The following is a 20,494-nucleotide window of genomic DNA, read 5'->3' as shown; positions in this document are numbered from 1 at the left end:
GCCTCATGAATGTGCGACGTTCCTGTTGTCCTCATTTCAGCCATCCTCCTCAATGTCCAACAACAAATTCTCCAGCGCCTCGCGATACTCCCCCGGCGCCTGCCACATCCCTCGCTGCTGCGCTTCGAGCATGCGCTCGGTCATGTCCCGCAGGGCGTCGGGGTTGTGCTGGCGGACGAAGTCCCGGGTGTCCGGATCGAGCAGGTAGGCATCGGCCAGCAAAGCGTACTGGTGATCGTCGATCAGCTGCGTGGTGGCGTCGAAGGCGAACAGGTTGTCCACCGTCGCCGCCAGCTCGAACGCGCCTTTATAGCCATGCCGCTTCACGCCGTCGATCCACTTCGGATTGGCCGCGCGGGAACGGATGACGCGGTTGAGTTCTTCCTTCAGGGTACGAATCCTGGGCAAGTCCGGCTGGCTGTGATCGCCATGATAGCTGGCCGCGGCTTGCCCGCTGAGGGTCTCCACCGCCGCCAGCATGCCGCCCTGGAATTGGTAGTAATCGTTGGAATCGAGCAGGTCGTGCTCGCGGTTGTCCTGGTTCTGCAACACCGCCTGCACCTGGCTCAAGCGCCGGGAGAACGGCTCCCGGGCGGCAGTGCCTTCATCGCTACCGCCGTAAGCGTAGCCGCCCCAGTTCAGGTACACCTCGGCCAAATCCTCGCGGCTTTGCCACAAACGACCGTCGATCGCACCCTGCACACCCGCGCCATAGGCGCCGGGCTTGGCACCGAAGATCCGCCAGCCGGCCTGGCGTGCCGCCGCTTCCGGCTCCAGGCCCGACGCCAACAAGGCTTCGCGTTCGCCACGGACCTTGGCCGCCAGAGGGTTCATGTCGTCCGGCTCATCGAGGGCGGCGACGGCCTGCACCGCTGCATCGAACAGCCGGATCAGGTTGGCAAAGGCGTCCCGGAAGAACCCGGACACCCGCAGCGTGACATCGACCCGCGGCCGGTCCAGCAGGCTCAGCGGCAGGATCTCGAAGTCATCGACCCGCTGGCTGCCGGTGGCCCACACCGGACGCACGCCCATCAAGGCCATGGCCTGGGCGATGTCGTCGCCGCCGGTGCGCATGGTGGCGGTGCCCCACACCGACAGGCCGAGCTGGCGCAGGTGATCGCCGTGGTCCTGCAAGTGCCGCTCGAGGATCAGGTTCGCCGATTGGAAACCGATGCGCCACGCCGTGGTGGTGGGCAGGTTGCGCACGTCCACCGAGAAGAAATTGCGTCCGGTGGGCAGCACGTCGAGGCGTCCGCGACTCGGCGCGCCGCTGGGGCCGGCCGGCACGAAGCGCCCGCTCAAGGCATCGAGCAGGCCATGGATTTCCGCCGGACCACAGGCGTCCAGGCGCGGAGCCACGACAGTGCGAAGGTTTTCGATGATGTCGCCCACCGTCTCCCAGCCCGGCGCATTGAGCTGCTCGACCACACCGTCCAGTGCCTGCTCGATCAACTGCGCGGCGAACAACTCCAGGCGCTCGCGGGTATCGCCGGCGGTGCGCCAAGGCTCGTCGCTGACCCGAAGCAAGGCCTCGGGACAGTCGCCAGTCCAAGGCTCGGCCAAGGCACAATCCAGCGGATCGAAACCCAGCCCGAACGCCTTGGCCAGCGCCCGCAACACGCTCGACTGCGCGCCTTTGCCGTCGCCCCGGGGAATGCGCAGCAACGCCAACAACGTATCGATGCGCAGCCGCCCGCTGGGCGACTCACCAAAAATGTGCAAACCGTCACGGATCTGCGACTCCTTCAAGTCGCACAGGTATGTGTCCAGGCGTGGCAGCCAGATCGCGGCGTCAGCATCGCTGTCGAGGCCGGCATCCAGTTGCAGCTCGCGGTCGATGTGGGTCTCGCGCACCAGGTTGAGGATGTCCCGTTGCAGTTCCCGGGCGCGACGCGGATCGAGCAATTGCGCCTCGTAGTATTCGTCGGCCAGCAGCTCGAGGTTACGCAGCGGCCCATAGGTTTCGGCCCGGGTCAGCGGCGGCATCAAGTGGTCGATGATCACCGCCTGGGTGCGACGCTTGGCCTGGGCGCCCTCGCCCGGGTCGTTGACGATGAACGGATAGATATTCGGCAGTGGCCCCAACAGCACGTCCGGCCAGCAATTTTCCGAGAGCCCGACACCTTTGCCCGGCAGCCATTCGAGGTTGCCGTGCTTGCCGACGTGGATCACCCCGTGGACGCCGTAGGTGTGGCGCAACCAGAAATAAAACGCCAGGTAACCGTGGGGCGGCACCAGGTCCGGGTCGTGGTACACCGCGCTCGGATCGACCTGATAGCCGCGGGCCGGCTGGATGCCGACGAAGGTCAGGCCCAGGCGCAGGCCGGCGACCATCAGGCGGCCGTCGCGGAACATCGGGTCCTGCTCGGGCGAGCCCCAGCGCGCCAGCACCGCTTGGCGATTGGCTTCGGGCAGCACGTCGAACAGGGCCAGGTAGGCATCCAGGGCCAGGCTCTGGTGACACGGACGCAGGTCGAGGCTGTCCAGGTCGTTGCTGACGCCGCCGAGCAATTGCCGGATCAACGCAGTGCCGCTCGCCGGCAGTTCGGCCGGCAGTGGATAGCCCTCGGCCTGCAAGGCCCGCAGGATATTCAAGGCCGCCGCCGGCGTATCCAGGCCGACGCCGTTGCCGATGCGTCCGTCCCGGGTCGGGTAGTTGGCGAGGATCAGCGCCACACGCTTCTGCCCATTGGGCAGGCGCGCCAGGGTGGTCCAACGTTGGGCCAGCTCGGCGACAAAATCCATGCGTTCGGGTACGGCGCGGTAGCAGACCACGTCGCTCTGGCTGCGCTCGCTGCGCCAGGCCAGGTCCTTGAAACTGATGGGGCGGCTGATGATCCGGCCATCCAGTTCCGGCAGGGCAATGTGCATCGCCAGATCCCGTGGCCCCAGGCCCTGCTCGCTGGCGCGCCAGCCCGGTTCGTTGTCCTGCGCACAAATGGCCTGGATCACCGGGATGTTGCGACGGAATGGCCGCAGGTGCGGCGCTTCCGGGCTGGACTGGGCGAAGCCGGTGGTATTGAGGATCACCCCCGCCTCCACTTCATCCAACCAGTCTTCCACCAGCGCCAGGCAACCGGGCTCCTTGAGGCTGGCCACGGCAATCGGCAACGGGTTGAGCCCCGCCGCTTGCAGGCGCTGGCAGAACACGTCGATGAATGCGGTGTTCGCCGCTTGCAAGTGGGAGCGATAAAACAGCACCGCCGCCACCGGTTGCCCGGCGTTCCACTCGGCTTGCCAATCGCCGAGGCTGGCGCTGGTTTTTTCCGGGTGATAGATCGCCGTGCGCGGCAGGACTTGCGGTTCGGCCCAGGGATAATCGCGGCCGAACCATTGACTGCCGAGGTTGTGAAACAGGTCCAGGGCATTGCCCAGGCCGCCCTGGCGCAAGAACTGCCAGAGCCGGTCGCGGTCCTCGACGGCTACGTTGCTCAGGTCGCTGAGTTCCGGGTCCGGTCGATCATCCCCCGGCACCAGGATCAACTTCACCCCGCGCCCGGCCAGGTCCATCAGGCGCTCGATGCCGTAGCGCCAATAGCCAATGCCGCCGTGCAGCGACAGCAGGATAACTTTGGCGTGGCGCAGCACGTCTTCGAAATACAGATCCACCGAGGCGTGGTTCTGCACCTGCATCGGATTGGCGAGGCGAAACTCCGGATAATCGCCCGGTAGCTGCTTCGCCGCTTCGGCCAGCAGCGCCAGGCTGGAGTCGCCGCTGCACAGGATCACCAGCTCGGCAGGGGTTTGCCCCAGGTCGGCAATGTTGTCATCCGACACGAAACCGCCGGGCTGGGTCCTGAGCAGGTGCATGGCTTAGGCGCTGAGGGCGGCGCGCAACTGCGCTTCGAGCAATGCCGCATCGAGCGCCTGGCCGATCAGCACCAGACGGGTGACCCGCGCTTCCTCGGCGCCCCACTGGCGGTCGAAATGTTTGTCGAAACGCGTGCCAACGCCTTGGATCAGCAGGCGCATCGGCTTGTTCGGGATCGCCGCGAAACCCTTGACCCGCAGTACACCGTGCTGGACCACCAACTGCGTCAGCGCGTCCAGTAACAGGCTTTCGTCGGCCTGGGGTAGCTCGATGGAGATGGAATCGAAGGCGTCATGATCGTGGTCGTCATCGTGGTGGTGGTCGTGATGGCTGTGGCGGCCGTCGATGTGTTCTTCGGAACCGGCGCCCAGGCCGATCAACACGTCCAGCGGCAGGCGACCGCTGCTGGCCTCGATGACCTTGACCGCCGGCGGCAGCTCTTCGGCGACTTCCAGGCGAACCTTGGCCAGGTCTTCAGGGCTGATCAGGTCGGCTTTGTTGAGGATCACCAGATCGGCGCTGGCCAACTGATCGGCGAACAGCTCGTGCAACGGCGACTCGTGGTCCAGGTTCGGATCGAGTTTGCGCTGGGCATCGACCTGGTCGGGGAAGGCGGCGAAGGTGCCGGCGGCCACGGCTGGGCTGTCGACCACGGTAATCACGGCATCGACCGTGCAGGCGCTGCGGATTTCCGGCCATTGGAAAGCCTGGACCAGCGGCTTGGGCAAGGCCAGGCCGGAGGTTTCGATCAGGATATGGTCGAGGTCGCCACGCCGGGCCACCAACTCGCGCATCACCGGGAAGAATTCTTCCTGCACCGTGCAGCACAGGCAGCCGTTGGCCAGTTCGTAGACGCGGCCGTTGGCTTCTTCTTCGGTACAACCGATGGAGCACTGCTTGAGGATCTCACCGTCGATGCCCAGTTCGCCGAACTCGTTGACGATCACGGCGATGCGCCGGCCCTGTGCGTTGTCGAGCATGTGCCGCAGCAAGGTGGTCTTACCCGAACCGAGGAAGCCGGTGACGATGGTGACGGGGAGTTTGGCCAGTGTTTTCATCGGATGCCCTTTGGCAAGGTGGCGGGCAAACGGGACGACAACCGCGGGCACAGGTGTGCACGGAAGATTTCGCCACCGGATCACCCCGCCCGGTTGTAGTGAGAATCTGTCTCGAGGCAGGTCTCCTGGCTGACGGCGGGCCAGTCTTGCGACTGGCAATGGCTGCGCCTTCCCGTGCGCCTTTGGTAAAAGGGCATGCACAGTGGCCTTGCAGAAACCTCACCGTTCACAGTTGCGGGGGCAGCCGCGGCTTGGACCGCGTTCCCTTCTTAGCTTCGGCGCAGGCCGAAGAACCTCGAAGGCGCAAGGCTACGCAGGGTGTGGGGGCGGGTCAATCTTCGCAAGGAAGTTCTGTGGTGTTCTTGCTCGCGATGGGCTGCGTAGCGGCCCCCTGTGCATTGACGGCCCCGCCCCACCCATGCTCTCCTGTGCGCCTAGTTACGGGTGCCCTTCACAGGGTGAAACGGGAAACCGGTGAATCGTGTGCTTTACTCCAAAGCCACGTCAGTCCGGTGCTGCCCCCGCAACGGTAAGCGAGCGAAGCGTCTGAACCACTGTGTCCCCGGACATGGGAAGGTGACGCTTGCAGGCAAGGCTCAGCCCCTGCCCCTCGCGAGCCCGGAGACCGGCCCATGACTCAAGCATCAACAACCCGCGGTGGGCGGGCGCTGTTCGAACCCTGGCGGTCTTTCGCCCGGGGTCTCATTTTGCGCTCGCATCCCCACGGAACAAAAACAGAGGGAAGCGCCATGTCGACCATCAGCAGCACCGCCCGCACCGCCAGCAGCACCACCCTGAGCCAACGCCTGAGCGCCGCGATCCTGGCTTCGATCCTGGGCGCGGGGCTGGTCTATTTCGCCGGTTTCTCCCACATCGAAGCGGTGCACAACGCCGCCCACGATACCCGCCACAGCGCTGCCTTCCCCTGCCACTGAGAACTGACGACATGATCAAGCGTATCGCGCAGACCGCCGGTTTCAGCGGCTTGCTGGCCGCCCTGCTGCTGACCCTGTTGCAGAGTTTCTGGGTATCGCCGCTGATTCTCCAGGCGGAAACCTTCGAAAAGGCCCCGGCGACCGAGGTCCATGAGCACACCGACAGTGTGGCCCACACCCATGATGCCGAGGCCTGGGAACCGGAAGACGGCTGGCAGCGCGTGCTGTCCACCACCGGCGGTAACCTGGTGGTGGCCGTGGGTTTTGCCCTGATGCTCGCGGGCCTGTACACCTTGCGCGCACCGACTCGCACTTCCCAGGGTCTGCTCTGGGGCCTGGCCGGTTATGCCACTTTCGTCCTGGCACCCACCCTCGGCCTGCCCCCGGAGTTGCCCGGCACCGCAGCGGCCGACCTGGCCCAGCGGCAGATGTGGTGGATCGGCACCGCGGCCTCGACGGCGGTGGGCATTGCCCTGATCGTCTTCGGCCGGCATTGGCTGCTCAAGCTGCTGGGCGTGGCGACGTTGCTGGTGCCCCACGTCATCGGTGCGCCGCAGCCCGAAGTCCACTCGATGCTGGCGCCCGAAGCGCTGGAAAGCCAGTTCAAGATCGCCTCGCAGGTGACCAACATCGCCTTCTGGCTGGCCCTGGGCCTGATCAGCGCCTGGCTGTTTCGCCGTGACGGTCAAGCCCAGCACGAGGCATGAATACTGGGGCGATGCTGGTGATCGGCCTCGGTTGCCAGCGCGGTTGTCCGGCCAGCACGCTGCGGGCCTTGCTCGAACAGACGTTGTCGGCCCACGGCATCGCACTTCACCAGGTACGGGCCCTGGCCAGTATCGACCTCAAGCGTGACGAGCCCGGGCTGCTGGAACTGGCCGGGCAACTGGCCCTGCCGCTGACCTGCTTCAGTGCCGAACAGCTGGCCGGTTACGAGCGACGGCTCAGCCATCGTTCCGAGATCGCCTTCGAGCGAACCGGTTGCTACGGCATCGCCGAAAGCGCCGCCCTGGCCTTGGCCGACCAATTGGGCACGACGCCCGCAACGTTGTTGATACCCCGCCAGAGAGGCCCCATGAGCACGTTGGCGTTGGCGGTCGTGGCGTAAATCCCGATAATCGGCGTCCAGGATCATGAGCGATCTTCATCTGGGCGACGCTCACCCACCTTCCACAGGAGCCGGTCATGACCGTGTACTTCATCGGCGCCGGCCCCGGCGACCCGGACCTCATCACGGTCAAAGGCCAGCGACTGATCCGCCAGTGCGCGGTGATCATCTACGCCGGCTCGCTGGTGCCGACCGCCGTCCTCGAAGGCCATTGTGCCGAACAGGTGATCAACAGCGCCGAGCTGCACCTGGAACAGATCATCGAATTGATCAGCAGCGCCCATCTCAAGGGCCAGGACGTGGCTCGGGTGCACTCCGGCGACCCGAGCCTGTACGGCGCCATCGGCGAACAGATTCGTTGCCTGCGAGAACTGGACATCCCTTTCGAAATCATCCCGGGCGTGACCGCGACCTCAGCCTGCGCCGCCCTGCTGGGTGCCGAACTGACCTTGCCGGACATCTCCCAGAGCCTGATCCTCACCCGTTACGCCGATAAATCCCCGATGCCCGCTGGGGAAGAACTGGGCAACCTGGCACAGCACGGGGCGACCATGGCGATTCACCTGGGGGTCAATCACCTGGAAAAGATCGTCGACGAACTGCTGCCCCACTACGGCGCCGACTGTCCGATTGCGGTGATTCACCGGGCGACGTGGCCGGATCAGGATTGGGTGATGGGGACGCTGGCAGATATTGCCGAGAAGGTGCAGGCCAAGGGTTTCCGCCGAACGGCGTTGATCCTGGTGGGGCGTGTGCTGGGTAATGACGTGTTCAGCGAATCGTCGCTGTACCGCGCCGGACATGCGCATCTCTACCGGCCCTGACGCAATCCGATCCCCTGTGGGAGCGAGCTTGCTCGCGATAACGACGGCACATTCAACATCATCGCAGGCTGACCCACCACTATCGCGAGCAAGCTCGCTCCCACAGGGGCGGTGGGTACAGGCTGACGACTGAAACCAGTGTGGCGAGGGAGCAAGCGCCCTCGCCACACACTACCCGCAGCGAACACCTATCAGTAGTAGGCGTTTTCTTTCTGCGTATGGTCGGTCACGTCGCGCACGCCCTTGAGCTCTGGAATGCGCTCGAGCAAGGTGCGCTCGATGCCTTCCTTCAAGGTCACGTCAGCCTGGCCGCAGCCCTGGCAGCCGCCGCCGAACTGGAGCACGGCGATGCCGTCTTCCACCACGTCGATCAGCGAAACCTGGCCGCCGTGGCTGGCCAGCCCCGGGTTGATTTCGGTTTGCAGGTAGTAATTGATGCGCTCGTTGACCGGGCTGTCGGCGTTGACCATCGGCACCTTGGCATTCGGTGCCTTGATGGTCAGCTGGCCGCCCATGCGGTCGGTGGCGTAGTCGACCACCGCATCGTCCAGGAAGGCTTCGCTGAACGAGTCGATGTACGCGGTGAAGCTCTTGAGCCCCAACGCGGTGTCTTCGGGTTTTTCTTCTCCCGGCTTGCAGTAGGCAATGCACGTCTCTGCGTACTGGGTGCCGGGCTGGGTGATGAAGATGCGGATCCCGATCCCCGGGGTGTTCTGCTTGGACAGCAGGTCGGCCAGGTAATCGTGGGCGGCATCGGTAATGGTAATGGCGGTCATGGAAACTCCTCGCAGGCTTGCCGGCAGTTTACGCCAATCATCGCGCCGGACAAAGTCCTAGTATTTTTGTCAGGAAAGCGTCCGACGGCAGGGAGTTTGCCGCCGGACAGGCCGATCAGAGGTTCTGGTAGCGATTCATGTCCAGCACACCGCTTTCCACGGGCTCCGTTTCCTGGATGTACTGGCTCAGGTCATGGAAGTAATACCAGAACTGCGGGTGACTGCGGCGAATTCCCCAGCGCTCGACGATCCGCTCGAACGCCGGCTCATCCTGGGCACGCTCCATGGCCTCGACGAATGCCGGCACTTGCCCGGCCGGAATGTTGAACATGAAGTTCGGATAGCTGCTGAGCACGCCCGGGTAGACCGTCAGCGTATCCAGCCCCGGCTGGTAGCGCGTCTCCTCGCCCAGCAGGAACGCCACGTTGCTGTGGGCCCGGTTGCGCAGCAGGCTGTAGACCTCACGGTGGCCGCTGGCGGTTTCGATGCGCAACAGGGTCGCTTCCGGCAGTTGGTCGATCACCTTGAGCCCCGCCGCTGGGCGCGACACCAGCCGACTGAGGGCCTGTTCGGCGTTTTGCAGCGCCGGGTCGATGTTCGGGCGCGAGCAGTAGGCACCGTCGCAGCGGTTGATCGGATCGGGGTGCGCGTTCAGCTCGCCATAACGGGCCAGCAGTTGCCGGGCGAAATCACCCTTGGGGTCGCGTTCGTCAAGCTTGAGGGCGGTCGGCTTGTCATTGTCGATGGCCTCATAATCGAGCCACATCTTGAATTTGCCACCGGCTTGGTACCAGTCGTCGAGGTAGCCTTCCCGGGAGTCGGCCGGCATCAGGCGCAGGAAGTTCTGCTCCGCACCGTTGCGGATCAAATCGAAATACAACCGGGTCTGGGCCTGGTGGGAGACGTTGCCGAACACGTCGAAATTCACCGCCAACTGATAATAGGTACGCTCCAGCAACGGGAAGTCGAACAGCCACATCGTCTGCGGGACCTCCCCGATCAGCCCCTTGGTGACCGACGCGCTGTCGAAATGCCGGAAAATGCTCAGCAGCGCGTTGTCGTTGCCGGCCCACAGCGTCGACCAGCTCGGAGCCGGCAGCTCGGCATAGTTGTCGCGGCGCAAGGCCTCGTACTCGTTGCGCTTGTCACGGTAATCGAGCCACAGGCTGAGGACGCTGCCCACATCGTCGTTCTGCCCCGGCATCGCCAACAGCGGCGTGGCCTGGCCGCGGTAGTTCGGGTCGGTGATGTACAGGTCGTGTTCGGGGGCCTGGAACAGCGCCCAGAAATTGTCGCGGATCACGTCCGTGGCGATCTGGCCCCGGCACACCGGCCCGCGAATGAACGTCCGCACGAAATACTCGGCGTTATCGAGCATGAATTGGTAGCGGGCCTGGGCCGGGATCGCTTCAAAGGTGGAAAACGGGTTGGCCCGGCGCTCCGGACCGTAGCCCGGCAACGCGGTGACCTGCCACTTGCCGCTGTAGAACAGGCTCTTGATCCGCGCCATCTTCGCCGCGCTCAAGCCGTAGGTGATGTGGGTCTTGTGCACGATCATCCCTTGCACCGGCCAGAGCCGATAATAGACGCGGGTGCCGGGATCGTCGTTCGGGCGGCGGGTGTTGATCAGGTCGATGGGCTGCCCGGTGGGCGTACGCGAACGCACCCATTGGAAGAAATGCCCCGGCTCGCCGTCCTTGAAATAGATATGCGCCAGGAACCAGTGCTCGAACAACCAGCGCCCCACCAGGCTTTCCCGGGCACCGGGGGCGTTGAGCAGGTTTTCCCATTGCACCACTTGCAAGGCTTCGGCGGCACTCGGGGCCAAGGCCTGCTGGTCGATGGGGGCGCCAGCGGCCAGCCAGCGCTGCAGGGTCTGGTATTGCTGGTCGGTCAGGCCGGTGACTGCCAGCGGCATGCCTTCGCGGGGATGCGCAGCGGCGTATTCGTCGAACTGCCCCGGCACCGGGCAGGTGTTGTCACGGTTGAGCCCAAGCACGATGTCTTCCGGCAATTTGGCGTTGGGCTGCAATGGCGTACGGTGCCCCAGTTCCAGCATCCGCGCCATCAACGCCGCCTGGCTGCCTTGGGCGTCGAGCACCGAATAGAAGCCTTTGCGCTGCCAGGCGCGCTGGCCGGAGGCATCGTAGAACAAGCGCGTCGGCTCGGCCGCCTGGCGTCGCTCGCCGTCATACACCGAGAGCTTGCTCGCGCCCCGGGCCACGCCTTCGCCACTGCCCAGGTTCAATTGGCAGGCGGAGTCGTAGCAGGCATGACACGCCACGCATTTTTCCGTGAAGATCGGCTGGATATCGCGGGTGTAGGACAGCGCTGGGACGGGATCCCCGGCCACTGCATTGAAAGACAACAGCAGCCACAGACTGCCGAAGAAGACGCGGTACGGCATGTCTCGGGTCCTGAAGGAGAATCCGGCGATTCTACCGGGCCAGCATCGCCTTGCAAACATGAGCGATATTCATGCAAAAGCCCCTCACGATCAAATCCTGCGCAGGTTTGCTATCATCCCGACCTTCGTAATGGTCTTTTTTTCCAGGTAGTCCTATGTCCGATCGCAGCGCTCGCCTTTATCTTCTCCAGCAAGCCCTCAAGGAACGCATCCTGATCCTCGACGGCGGCATGGGCACGATGATCCAGAGCTACAAGCTGGAAGAACAGGACTACCGCGGCAAGCGTTTTGCCGACTGGCCGAGCGACGTCAAGGGCAACAACGATTTGCTGGTGCTCAGCCGTCCCGACGTGATCGCTGCCATCGAAAAAGCCTACCTGGATGCCGGCGCCGATATCCTGGAAACCAACACCTTCAACGCCACCCAGGTGTCACAGGCCGACTACGGCATGCAGGGCCTGGCCTACGAGCTGAACCTGGAAGGCGCGCGCCTGGCCCGCCAGGTGGCCGACGCCAAGACCCTGGAGACCCCGGACAAACCGCGCTTCGTCGCCGGCGTGCTCGGCCCGACCAGCCGCACCTGCTCGCTGTCGCCGGACGTGAACAACCCCGGCTACCGCAACGTGACCTTCGACGAACTGGTGGAGAACTACACCGAAGCCACCAAGGGCCTGATCGAAGGCGGCGCCGACCTGATCCTGATCGAGACCATCTTCGACACGCTGAACGCCAAGGCGGCGATCTTCGCCGTGCAAGGGGTCTACGAAGAACTGGGCGTCGAACTGCCGATCATGATCTCCGGCACCATCACCGACGCCTCCGGCCGCACCCTCTCCGGCCAGACCACCGAAGCTTTCTGGAACTCGGTGGCCCACGCCAAGCCGATCTCCGTGGGCCTGAACTGCGCCCTTGGTGCCAGCGAACTGCGCCCGTACCTGGAAGAGCTGTCGAACAAGGCCGGCACCCACGTATCGGCCCACCCCAACGCCGGCCTGCCCAACGAGTTCGGTGAATACGACGAACTGCCGGCCGAGACGGCCAAGGTCATCGAAGAGTTTGCCCAGAGCGGCTTCCTGAACATTGTCGGCGGTTGCTGCGGCACCACCCCGGCGCACATCGAAGCCATCGCCAAGGCCGTGGCCGGCTACGCACCGCGGCAGATTCCAGAGATCCCGAGGGCTTGCCGCCTGTCGGGCCTGGAACCGTTCACCATCGATCGCAGCTCCTTGTTCGTCAATGTCGGCGAGCGGACCAACATCACCGGTTCCGCCAAGTTCGCCCGGTTGATTCGCGAAGACAACTACACCGAAGCGTTGGAAGTGGCCCTGCAGCAGGTCGAGGCCGGCGCCCAGGTGATCGACATCAACATGGACGAGGGCATGCTCGATTCGAAGAAGGCCATGGTGACCTTCCTCAATCTGATTGCCGGCGAACCGGACATTTCCCGCGTGCCGATCATGATCGACTCCTCCAAGTGGGAAGTGATCGAAGCCGGCCTCAAGTGCATCCAGGGCAAGGGCATCGTCAACTCCATCAGCATGAAGGAAGGCGTCGAGCAGTTCATCCACCACGCCAAGCTGTGCAAGCGCTACGGCGCCGCCGTGGTGGTGATGGCCTTCGACGAAGCCGGCCAGGCCGACACCGAGGCGCGCAAGAAGGAAATCTGCAAGCGCTCCTACGACATCCTGGTCAATGAAGTCGGCTTCCCGCCGGAAGACATCATCTTCGACCCGAACATCTTCGCCGTCGCCACCGGTATCGAAGAGCACAACAACTATGCCGTGGACTTCATCAACGCCTGTGCCTACATCCGCGACGAACTGCCGTACGCGTTGACCTCGGGTGGCGTGTCCAACGTGTCGTTCTCGTTCCGTGGCAACAACCCGGTGCGCGAGGCGATCCACTCGGTGTTCCTGCTGTATGCGATCCGCGCGGGCCTGACCATGGGCATCGTCAACGCCGGCCAACTGGAAATCTACGACCAGATCCCGGTGGAACTGCGTGACGCCGTGGAGGACGTGATCCTCAACCGCACCCCCGAAGGCACCGACGCCCTGCTCGCCATCGCCGACAAGTACAAGGGCGACGGCAGCGTCAAGGAAGCGGAAACCGAGGAATGGCGCGGCTGGGAAGTGAACAAGCGCCTGGAGCATGCGCTGGTCAAGGGCATCACCACCCACATCGTCGAAGACACCGAAGAGTCGCGACTGTCGTTCGCCCGGCCGATCGAGGTCATTGAAGGCCCGCTGATGGCCGGCATGAACATCGTCGGCGACCTGTTTGGGGCCGGCAAAATGTTCCTGCCCCAAGTGGTCAAGTCCGCCCGCGTGATGAAGCAGGCCGTGGCCCACCTGATTCCGTTCATCGAGGCGGAAAAAGGCGACAAGCCGGAGGCCAAGGGCAAGATCCTGATGGCCACGGTCAAGGGCGATGTCCACGACATCGGCAAGAACATCGTCGGCGTGGTGCTCGGTTGCAACGGCTATGACATCGTCGACCTGGGCGTGATGGTGCCAGCGGAGAAGATCCTGCAGGTGGCCAAGGAGCAGAAATGCGACATCATCGGCCTGTCCGGCCTGATCACCCCGTCCCTGGATGAGATGGTGCATGTGGCGCGGGAGATGCAGCGCCAGGACTTCCATCTGCCGCTGATGATCGGTGGCGCCACCACCTCCAAGGCCCACACGGCGGTGAAGATCGAGCCCAAGTACAGCAACGACGCGGTGATCTACGTCACCGACGCCTCCCGCGCCGTGGGCGTGGCGACCCAGTTGCTGTCCAAGGAACTCAAGCCGGCGTTCGTCGAGAAAACCCGCCAGGACTACATCGAAGTACGCGAGCGCACGGCCAACCGCAGCGCCCGCACCGAGCGCCTGAGCTACCCCGCCGCCGTGGCCAAAAAGCCACAGTTCGACTGGAGCAGCTACCAGCCGGTCAAGCCGACTTTCACCGGCGCCAAGGTGCTGGACAACATCGACCTGAACGTCCTGGCCGAATACATCGACTGGACACCGTTCTTCATCTCCTGGGACCTGGCCGGCAAATACCCGCGCATCCTCACCGACGAAGTGGTCGGCGAAGCCGCCACCGCGCTGTACGCCGATGCCCGGGCGATGCTGCGCAAGCTGATCGACGAGAAACTCATCAGTGCCCGCGCCGTGTTCGGCTTCTGGCCGGCCAACCAGGTGCATGACGACGATCTGGAAGTCTACGGCGACGATGGCAAGCCACTGGCGCGCCTGCATCACTTGCGCCAGCAGATCATCAAGACCGACGGCAAGCCGAACTTTTCCCTGGCCGACTTCGTCGCGCCCAAGGACAGCGGCGTGACCGACTACGTCGGCGGCTTCATTACCACCGCCGGCATTGGCGCCGAAGAAGTCGCCAAGGCCTATCAGGAGGCGGGCGACGACTACAACTCGATCATGGTCAAGGCCTTGGCCGACCGCCTGGCCGAAGCCTGCGCCGAATGGCTGCACCAGCAGGTGCGCAAGGAATACTGGGGTTATGCCCGGGACGAGAGCCTGGACAACGAGGCGCTGATCAAGGAGCAGTACACCGGCATCCGCCCTGCCCCCGGCTACCCGGCCTGCCCGGATCACACCGAGAAGGCCACCTTGTTCCGCCTGCTCGACCCCGAAGCCAGCGAACTGAAAGCCGGCCGCAGCGGCGTGTTCCTCACCGAACACTACGCCATGTTCCCGGCGGCAGCGGTCAGCGGCTGGTATTTCGCCCATCCCCAGGCGCAATACTTCGCCGTGGGCAAGATCGACAAGGACCAGGTCCAGAGCTACACCGCGCGTAAAGGCCAGGACTTAAGTGTGACGGAGCGTTGGCTGGCGCCGAACCTGGGTTACGACAACTAAGCGCCCTTAAAATAAGCGCCCTTAAAAGATCGCAGGCTTCGCCAGTTCCTACAGGTTTTGTGTGTTCCCGTAGGCGCTGGCGAAGCCTGCGATCCTTTTTTGTCTATGCTTGTCCCACACACATGGCAGACGAGGGATTTATGGACGATCCAGTCGACAACAAGCCGCCGACCCTGTTGCAGATGATGCACAGCGTGCTGGCCGCCGCTTTCGGCGTACAGAGTGGCAAGAACCGCGCCCGGGATTTCACCCACGGCAAGCCGAGTCACTTCGTGATACTGGGGATCACGTTCACGGTGATTTTCGCTTTGACGCTGTTTGGCATCGTCAAGCTGGTGGTGCACCTGGCGGGGTTGTAACGCTCTCCAACACAACACATGACCCTGTGGGAGCGAGCTTGCTCGCGATAACGGTCTACCAGTCGACATCAATCCGACTGAACCACCGCTATCGCGAGCAAGCTCGCTCCCACAGGGTTTTCATCGCCATGGATAAACCGTTTACTGGTGACTGACCCAGAACACTGCGGTGCCCACCACCAGGATAATCAGGAACAAAATGGCCCAGGCATCAACGGTACTGTCGCTTTTCCTTGCTTTGGTCGGATTACTCATTGCATCGCCTCTTGTCGGTTTTGTAGGTGATTGCATAGGGACTCGACCATAGTTAAGACGATGATTGCCCGTACGACAAATGTGGGTTAGGCAATAATCAATCTCATTAGTCGATTTGGTTCTTTACATATATTCAAACATCACTTTTGCGCATAACTCAAAACAGGTATCTTGCACCGGCTCCTCTAGGAGTGCGCGGCCGTGCGCGCAGAATTGCCGAGGCAGAACCCGATTCCAGCGAGCCAACATGCAGCTGTTTCTGATCGGCCCAAGCCTGAGACCGAGACTTATATGTACGTATATGACGAGTACGATCAGCGAATCATCGAGGACCGCGTCAAGCAGTTCCGTGATCAGACCCGACGCTATCTGGCAGGCGAGCTGAGCGAAGAAGAATTCCGCCCTCTGCGCTTGCAGAATGGCCTGTATATCCAGCGCTTCGCCCCGATGCTGCGTGTGGCGGTGCCTTATGGCCAGCTGACTTCGCGCCAGGTGCGCAAGCTGGCGCAAATTGCCCGTGACTACGACAAGGGCTATGCCCACATCAGTACCCGGCAGAACGTCCAGTACAACTGGCCGGCCCTGGAAGACGTGCCCGAGATCCTGGCCGAGCTGGCCACCGTGCAGATGCACGCGATCCAGACCAGCGGCAACTGCCTGCGCAACGTCACCACCGACCAGTTCGCCGGTGTCGCGGCCGACGAGTTGATCGACCCACGGCCGTGGTGCGAAATCGTTCGCCAGTGGACGACGTTCCACCCGGAATTCGCCTACCTGCCGCGCAAGTTCAAGATCGCCATCAACGGTTCGAGTTCGGACCGTGCGGCCATCGAAGTCCACGACATCGGCCTGGAGACGGTCTACAACGCAGCCGGCGAGCTGGGCTTCCGTGTGCTCGTGGGCGGCGGCCTGGGGCGTACCCCGGTGGTCGGCGCATTCATCAACGAGTTCTTGCCGTGGCAGGACCTGCTGAGCTACCTCGACGCCATCCTGCGGGTGTACAACCGCTACGGTCGTCGTGACAACAAGTACAAGGCGCGGATCAAGATCCTGGTCAAGGCCCTGACACCTGAAGTGTTCGCCGAGAAGGTCGAAGCCGAGATGGCTCACCTGCGTGGCGGCCAGACCACCCTGACCGAAGCTGAAGTCCACCGTGTGGCCAAGCATTTCGTCGATCCAGACTACAAGGCCCTGGGCAATCAGGACGCCGAACTGGCAGCCCTCGACAAGGAACACCCGGGCTTCGCCCGCTGGCGCACCCGCAACACCCTGGCCCATAAGAAGCCGGGTTATGTCGCGGTGACCCTGTCCTTGAAACCCACCGGCGTCGCACCGGGCGACATCACCGACAAGCAACTGGACGCCGTGGCCGACCTGGCCGAGCGCTACAGCTTCGGCCAACTGCGCACCTCCCACGAGCAGAACATCATCCTGGCGGACGTTGAACAGAGCCAGTTGTTCACCCTGTGGGGCGAGCTGCGCGAACAAGGTTTCGCCACCCCGAACATCGGCCTGCTGACCGACATGATCTGCTGCCCGGGCGGCGACTTCTGCTCCCTGGCCAACGCCAAGTCGATCCCTATCGCCGAATCGATCCAGCGTCGTTTCGATGACCTGGACTACCTGTTCGACATCGGCGAGCTGGACCTGAATATTTCCGGCTGCATGAACGCCTGTGGTCACCACCACGTCGGCCACATCGGCATCCTGGGCGTGGACAAGAAAGGCGAAGAGTTCTATCAGGTCTCCCTGGGCGGCAGCGGCAGCCGCGACGCCAGCCTGGGCAAGATCCTCGGTCCGTCGTTTGCCCAGGATGACATGCCTGACGTGATCGAGAAGCTGATCGACGTGTACATCGAACAACGTACTGCGGACGAGCGTTTCATCGACACTTACCAACGTATCGGCATCGACCTCTTCAAGGAACGCGTCTATGCAGCGAATCATTAAGAACAACGAGGTCATCGACGAAACCTGGCACCTGTTGCCCAAGGACGCGACCCTCGATGGCATCTCCAACTGCGACGACCTGATCGTGCCACTGGCCCTGTGGCGCGATCATGCCCACGCCCTCAAGGCCCGCGACGGCGGCCTGGGTGTGTGGCTGGACGCCGACGAGGAAGCGGAAGAAATCGGCGAAGACGCCAACCAGTTGCAGGTCATCGCCCTGAACTTCCCGGCCTTCACCGATGGGCGCAGCTACTCCAACGCCCGCCTGCTGCGTGAACGCTATGGTTTCAAGGGTGAGTTGCGGGCGATTGGCGACGTGCTGCGCGACCAGTTGTTCTACATGCGCCGCTGCGGTTTCGACGCCTTTGCCTTGCGCGCCGACAAAGACCCCTACGAAGCCCTCGAAAGCCTCAAGGACTTCTCGGTGACCTACCAGGCTGCCACTGACGAGCCGCTGCCACTGTTCCGCCGTCGCTGAAACAGCCCCATGAAAAAGCCCTGATCCGGGTGTGCCGGTTCAGGGCTTTTTTTGTTTTGGGGTCTTGAATCCACCTCACTCCCACGAAGGGATAACTGTGAACCCGAAGCTTCAGCACACCTCAGAACCCCTGTGGGAGCGAGCTTGCTCGCGATAGCGCTGGGTCAGCTTGCATCCATGCTGGATGTGCCGTCGCTATCGCGAGCAAGCTCGCTCCCACAGGGGGGTAGGCATTATTTCTGCAATTACCAGAACCGTTGCTGGGTCAGGCGGCTCCACCAACTGAGCAGCACCCGATCCACCGAACCGCTGGCCGCCATGCCAATGCGTTCCTGCAGGCTTTTACGTTCGGCGTAGTGCAGATGGTACAGCTCGGCACCCTTGGCCCGTTCGGCCAGGTACTCGTCGCTGGTTTTCAGCTCGTCCACCAGATGCTTGCCCAGCGCCGCGACACCCAGCCAGACCTCACCCGTCGCCACTTCATCGATGGCCAGTTGCGGGCGATAGTTGGACACGAAGTTCTTGAACAGTTCATGGGTGATGTCCAGGTCTTCCTGGAACTTCTCCCGGCCCTTCTCGGTATTTTCGCCGAACACCGTCAACGTGCGTTTGTATTCGCCGGCCGTCAACACTTCGAAATCGATGTCATGTTTCTTCAGCAGACGGTTGACGTTGGGCAATTGCGCGACGACGCCAATGGAGCCCAGGATCGCAAAGGGAGCGCTGATGATCTTCTCGCCGATGCACGCCATCATGTAACCGCCGCTGGCCGCCACCTTGTCGATGCAGACGGTCAGCGGCACGCCAGCCTGACGGATCCGCGCCAGTTGCGACGAGGCCAGGCCATAGCTGTGGACCATGCCGCCGCCACTTTCCAGGCGCAGCACCACTTCATCCTTCGGCGTCGCCAGGGTCAGCAGCGCGGTGATTTCATGACGCAGGCTCTCAGTGGCCGAGGCCTTGATGTCACCGTCGAAGTCCAGCACGAACACCCGGGGCTTGGCCGCCGGCTTGTCCTTGTTTTTCTTCCCGGCCTTTTCTGCCTTGCCTTCGGCCTTGCGCAAGGCCTTGAGCTGGTCCTTGTCCAGCAACGTCTGTTCCAGGCGCTCACGCAACCCCTTGTAGAAATCGTTGAGTTTGCTCACCTGCAACTGGCCGGCCGACTTGCGCCGCCCCTTGCTGCGCAGCGCAGCAAAACTGGCCAGCACCACCAGGATGGCGATCACCAGCGTCACGGTCTTGGCCAGGAAACCGGCGTACTCGATGAAAAACTCCACAGCAACTCCTTAAATGCGATGCGCCATTGAACGCAGGCGCGTGACAGTCCCAGCATACCCATGCGCCTGCGTCGCGACCAGCCAAGAAACCTATGGTTACCTTGACGCGAGCCAGGCAGGACAAGGCTGCAACGGGCATTTCAAACAAGCGTATGTTTTTTCATTGACAGCTCACCGCCATCCCCATAACCTCGCCAAACCTTCAACGTACCGGGATGACGCGGACGTGGGCAGTATCTATCTGATTCGACATGGCCAGGCCTCCTTTGGTGCGGACGACTACGATGTCCTCTCGCCCAATGGCGTACGCCAGGCGCAAGTGCTCGGCGACCACCTCGCCCAGCTTGGTGTCGTATTCGACCGCTGCCTCTCGGGTGACCTGCGGCGCCAACAGGATACCGCCGTCGGTGCGCTGGGCCAGATGTCCGCCGCCGGCATGCCGGTCCCCGAATTGGAAATCGACCCGGCGTTCAACGAGTTCGATGCCGACGCGGTCATTCGCGCCCTGTTGCCGGACATGCTCCCCCAGGAACCCGAGGCGGTGCATATCCTGCGCAACGCCGCGCAGAACCGCGCCGAATTCCAGCGTATCTTCGTGCTGATCGTCGAGCGCTGGCTGAGCGGCCAGTATGACCCGCCCGGTCTCGAAAGCTGGCTGGGTTTCGTCGAGCGGGTCCAGGCGGGCCTGCAGCGCATCCTGGAGGAAGCCGACAACACCCACAAGATCGCCGTGTTCACCTCCGGCGGCACCATCACCGCCCTGCTCCACCTGATCACCCGGATACCGGCCCGACAGGCCTTCGAACTGAACTGGCAAATCGTCAACACCTCGCTCAACCACCTGAAATTCAGGGGCCGCGAGGTGGCCCTGGCTTCCTTCAACAGCCATGCCCACCTGCAGCTGTTGAAGGCCCCGGACCTCATCACCTTTCGCTGAGTCCGGATTACTGTAGACCCTTGCTGTACCACCCAAATAAGGATCGAAACCATGACCACCGTAGCCGACGCCGTACAAGCCATGAAAGCCAAGTTCAACCCAGCCGCCGCTGCCGGCCTGGACCTGGTATTCGGTTTCCGCATCGATGAATCCAAGCATTTCTCGCTGATCGTCAAGGACAGCACCTGCGAACTGCAGGAAGGTGAAAACCCGGACGCCCAGGTGACCCTGGTGATGGACGGCGAAACCCTGCAAGGCATCGTCGACGGCAGCACCGACGGCATGCAAGCGTTCATGGGCGGCAAGCTGCGCACCGAAGGCGACATGATGCTGGCCATGAAACTGTCCGAGCTGTTCCCAGCCTGAGATTGAGTTCGCACCTCTCGCGAGCCTTTTGATTGCCAACGAATCCCGCCCCCATGGCGGGATTCGTGTTTTTACCCCTCCCTGATT

General features: G+C 63.1%; 15 protein-coding genes and 2 riboswitches. Of the genes, 10 read left to right on the top strand and 5 right to left on the bottom strand.

The genetic code is table 11. The annotated features are described in order from the left end of the window. Positions 1-36: 36 nt before the first annotated feature. On the bottom strand, positions 37-3,810 hold the full coding sequence (gene cobN / locus BLO80_RS07035; protein WP_092327501.1) for a cobaltochelatase subunit CobN: 3,774 nt from the start codon (positions 3,808-3,810) through the stop codon (positions 37-39). A gap of 3 nt (positions 3,811-3,813) precedes the next feature. Continuing rightward, positions 3,814-4,869: a cobalamin biosynthesis protein CobW gene (gene cobW / locus BLO80_RS07030; RefSeq protein ID WP_092327500.1), complete on the bottom strand. Its 1,056-nt coding sequence runs from the start codon at positions 4,867-4,869 to the stop codon at positions 3,814-3,816. A gap of 97 nt (positions 4,870-4,966) precedes the next feature. Continuing rightward, a riboswitch (cobalamin riboswitch) is annotated at positions 4,967-5,182 on the bottom strand. 112 nt (positions 5,183-5,294) lie between these two features. Then, positions 5,295-5,518, top strand: a riboswitch (cobalamin riboswitch). Between the two features lie 100 nt (positions 5,519-5,618). Here cobW and BLO80_RS07025 point away from each other — a divergent pair. The 4 genes from BLO80_RS07025 to cobM all read left to right on the top strand — a co-directional run bounded on the left by BLO80_RS07025 (position 5,619) and on the right by cobM (position 7,736). Then, positions 5,619-5,804: a CbtB domain-containing protein gene (locus tag BLO80_RS07025; protein ID WP_092327498.1), complete on the top strand. Its 186-nt coding sequence runs from the start codon at positions 5,619-5,621 to the stop codon at positions 5,802-5,804. An 11-nt stretch (positions 5,805-5,815) separates the two neighbouring features. After that, the gene (locus tag BLO80_RS07020) at positions 5,816-6,511 is read left to right on the top strand and encodes a CbtA family protein (RefSeq protein WP_092327497.1); all 696 of its coding nucleotides are present in this window, start codon (positions 5,816-5,818) and stop codon (positions 6,509-6,511) included. Further along, complete coding sequence (locus BLO80_RS07015; RefSeq protein WP_092327495.1) at positions 6,508-6,912, top strand: cobalamin biosynthesis protein; 405 nt, start codon at positions 6,508-6,510, stop codon at positions 6,910-6,912. Before BLO80_RS07020 ends, BLO80_RS07015 begins: the two co-directional genes overlap by 4 nt. A 77-nt stretch (positions 6,913-6,989) precedes the next feature. Then, entirely contained in the window at positions 6,990-7,736 is a 747-nt protein-coding gene (cobM, locus tag BLO80_RS07010; RefSeq protein ID WP_092327494.1) for a precorrin-4 C(11)-methyltransferase, read from the top strand. A gap of 191 nt (positions 7,737-7,927) precedes the next feature. On the opposite strand, the gene nfuA is transcribed toward cobM, so the two are convergent. Further along, positions 7,928-8,512: a Fe-S biogenesis protein NfuA gene (gene nfuA / locus BLO80_RS07005; RefSeq protein ID WP_003182850.1), complete on the bottom strand. Its 585-nt coding sequence runs from the start codon at positions 8,510-8,512 to the stop codon at positions 7,928-7,930. A gap of 115 nt (positions 8,513-8,627) precedes the next feature. Beyond that, positions 8,628-10,919, bottom strand: a complete 2,292-nt coding sequence (locus BLO80_RS07000; protein ID WP_092327492.1) for a fatty acid cis/trans isomerase — start codon at positions 10,917-10,919, stop codon at positions 8,628-8,630. A gap of 155 nt (positions 10,920-11,074) precedes the next feature. Between BLO80_RS07000 and metH the strand changes: the two genes are divergently transcribed. The 4 genes from metH (at position 11,075) to BLO80_RS06980 (ending at position 17,827) form a co-directional block, all read left to right on the top strand. Then, positions 11,075-14,785, top strand: coding sequence for a methionine synthase (metH, locus tag BLO80_RS06995; protein ID WP_092327491.1), 3,711 nt, complete (start codon positions 11,075-11,077; stop codon positions 14,783-14,785). A 140-nt stretch (positions 14,786-14,925) separates the two neighbouring features. Beyond that, positions 14,926-15,144, top strand: a complete 219-nt coding sequence (locus tag BLO80_RS06990; protein ID WP_092255470.1) for a DUF2970 domain-containing protein — start codon at positions 14,926-14,928, stop codon at positions 15,142-15,144. Positions 15,145-15,690: 546 nt separating this feature from the next. Continuing rightward, complete coding sequence (locus BLO80_RS06985) at positions 15,691-17,349, top strand: nitrite/sulfite reductase (RefSeq protein WP_092170368.1); 1,659 nt, start codon at positions 15,691-15,693, stop codon at positions 17,347-17,349. Beyond that, positions 17,333-17,827, top strand: coding sequence for a DUF934 domain-containing protein (locus tag BLO80_RS06980; RefSeq protein ID WP_092327489.1), 495 nt, complete (start codon positions 17,333-17,335; stop codon positions 17,825-17,827). The genes BLO80_RS06985 and BLO80_RS06980 overlap by 17 nt, the downstream gene beginning before the upstream one ends. Before the next feature lie 245 nt (positions 17,828-18,072). On the opposite strand, the gene sohB is transcribed toward BLO80_RS06980, so the two are convergent. After that, positions 18,073-19,104, bottom strand: coding sequence for a protease SohB (gene sohB, locus BLO80_RS06975; protein WP_072405184.1), 1,032 nt, complete (start codon positions 19,102-19,104; stop codon positions 18,073-18,075). Positions 19,105-19,330: 226 nt separating this feature from the next. Here sohB and BLO80_RS06970 point away from each other — a divergent pair, with 226 nt between their 5' ends. Together BLO80_RS06970 and BLO80_RS06965 are read left to right on the top strand one after the other, a co-directional pair. Next, positions 19,331-20,041 (top strand): histidine phosphatase family protein, encoded by a 711-nt coding sequence (locus BLO80_RS06970; RefSeq protein ID WP_092327488.1) that lies wholly within the window; start codon positions 19,331-19,333, stop codon positions 20,039-20,041. A gap of 51 nt (positions 20,042-20,092) precedes the next feature. Beyond that, complete coding sequence (locus BLO80_RS06965) at positions 20,093-20,407, top strand: SCP2 sterol-binding domain-containing protein (protein WP_092327486.1); 315 nt, start codon at positions 20,093-20,095, stop codon at positions 20,405-20,407. The last annotated feature ends 87 nt before the right edge of the window (positions 20,408-20,494 follow it).

Origin of the sequence: Pseudomonas sp. NFACC56-3 (assembly GCF_900100025.1) — a bacterium.
Lineage (GTDB): Bacteria > Pseudomonadota > Gammaproteobacteria > Pseudomonadales > Pseudomonadaceae > Aquipseudomonas > Aquipseudomonas fluorescens_AA.
The sequence above is the reverse complement of the archived record's forward strand: the minus strand, read 5'-3'. Positions and strand labels throughout refer to the sequence as shown.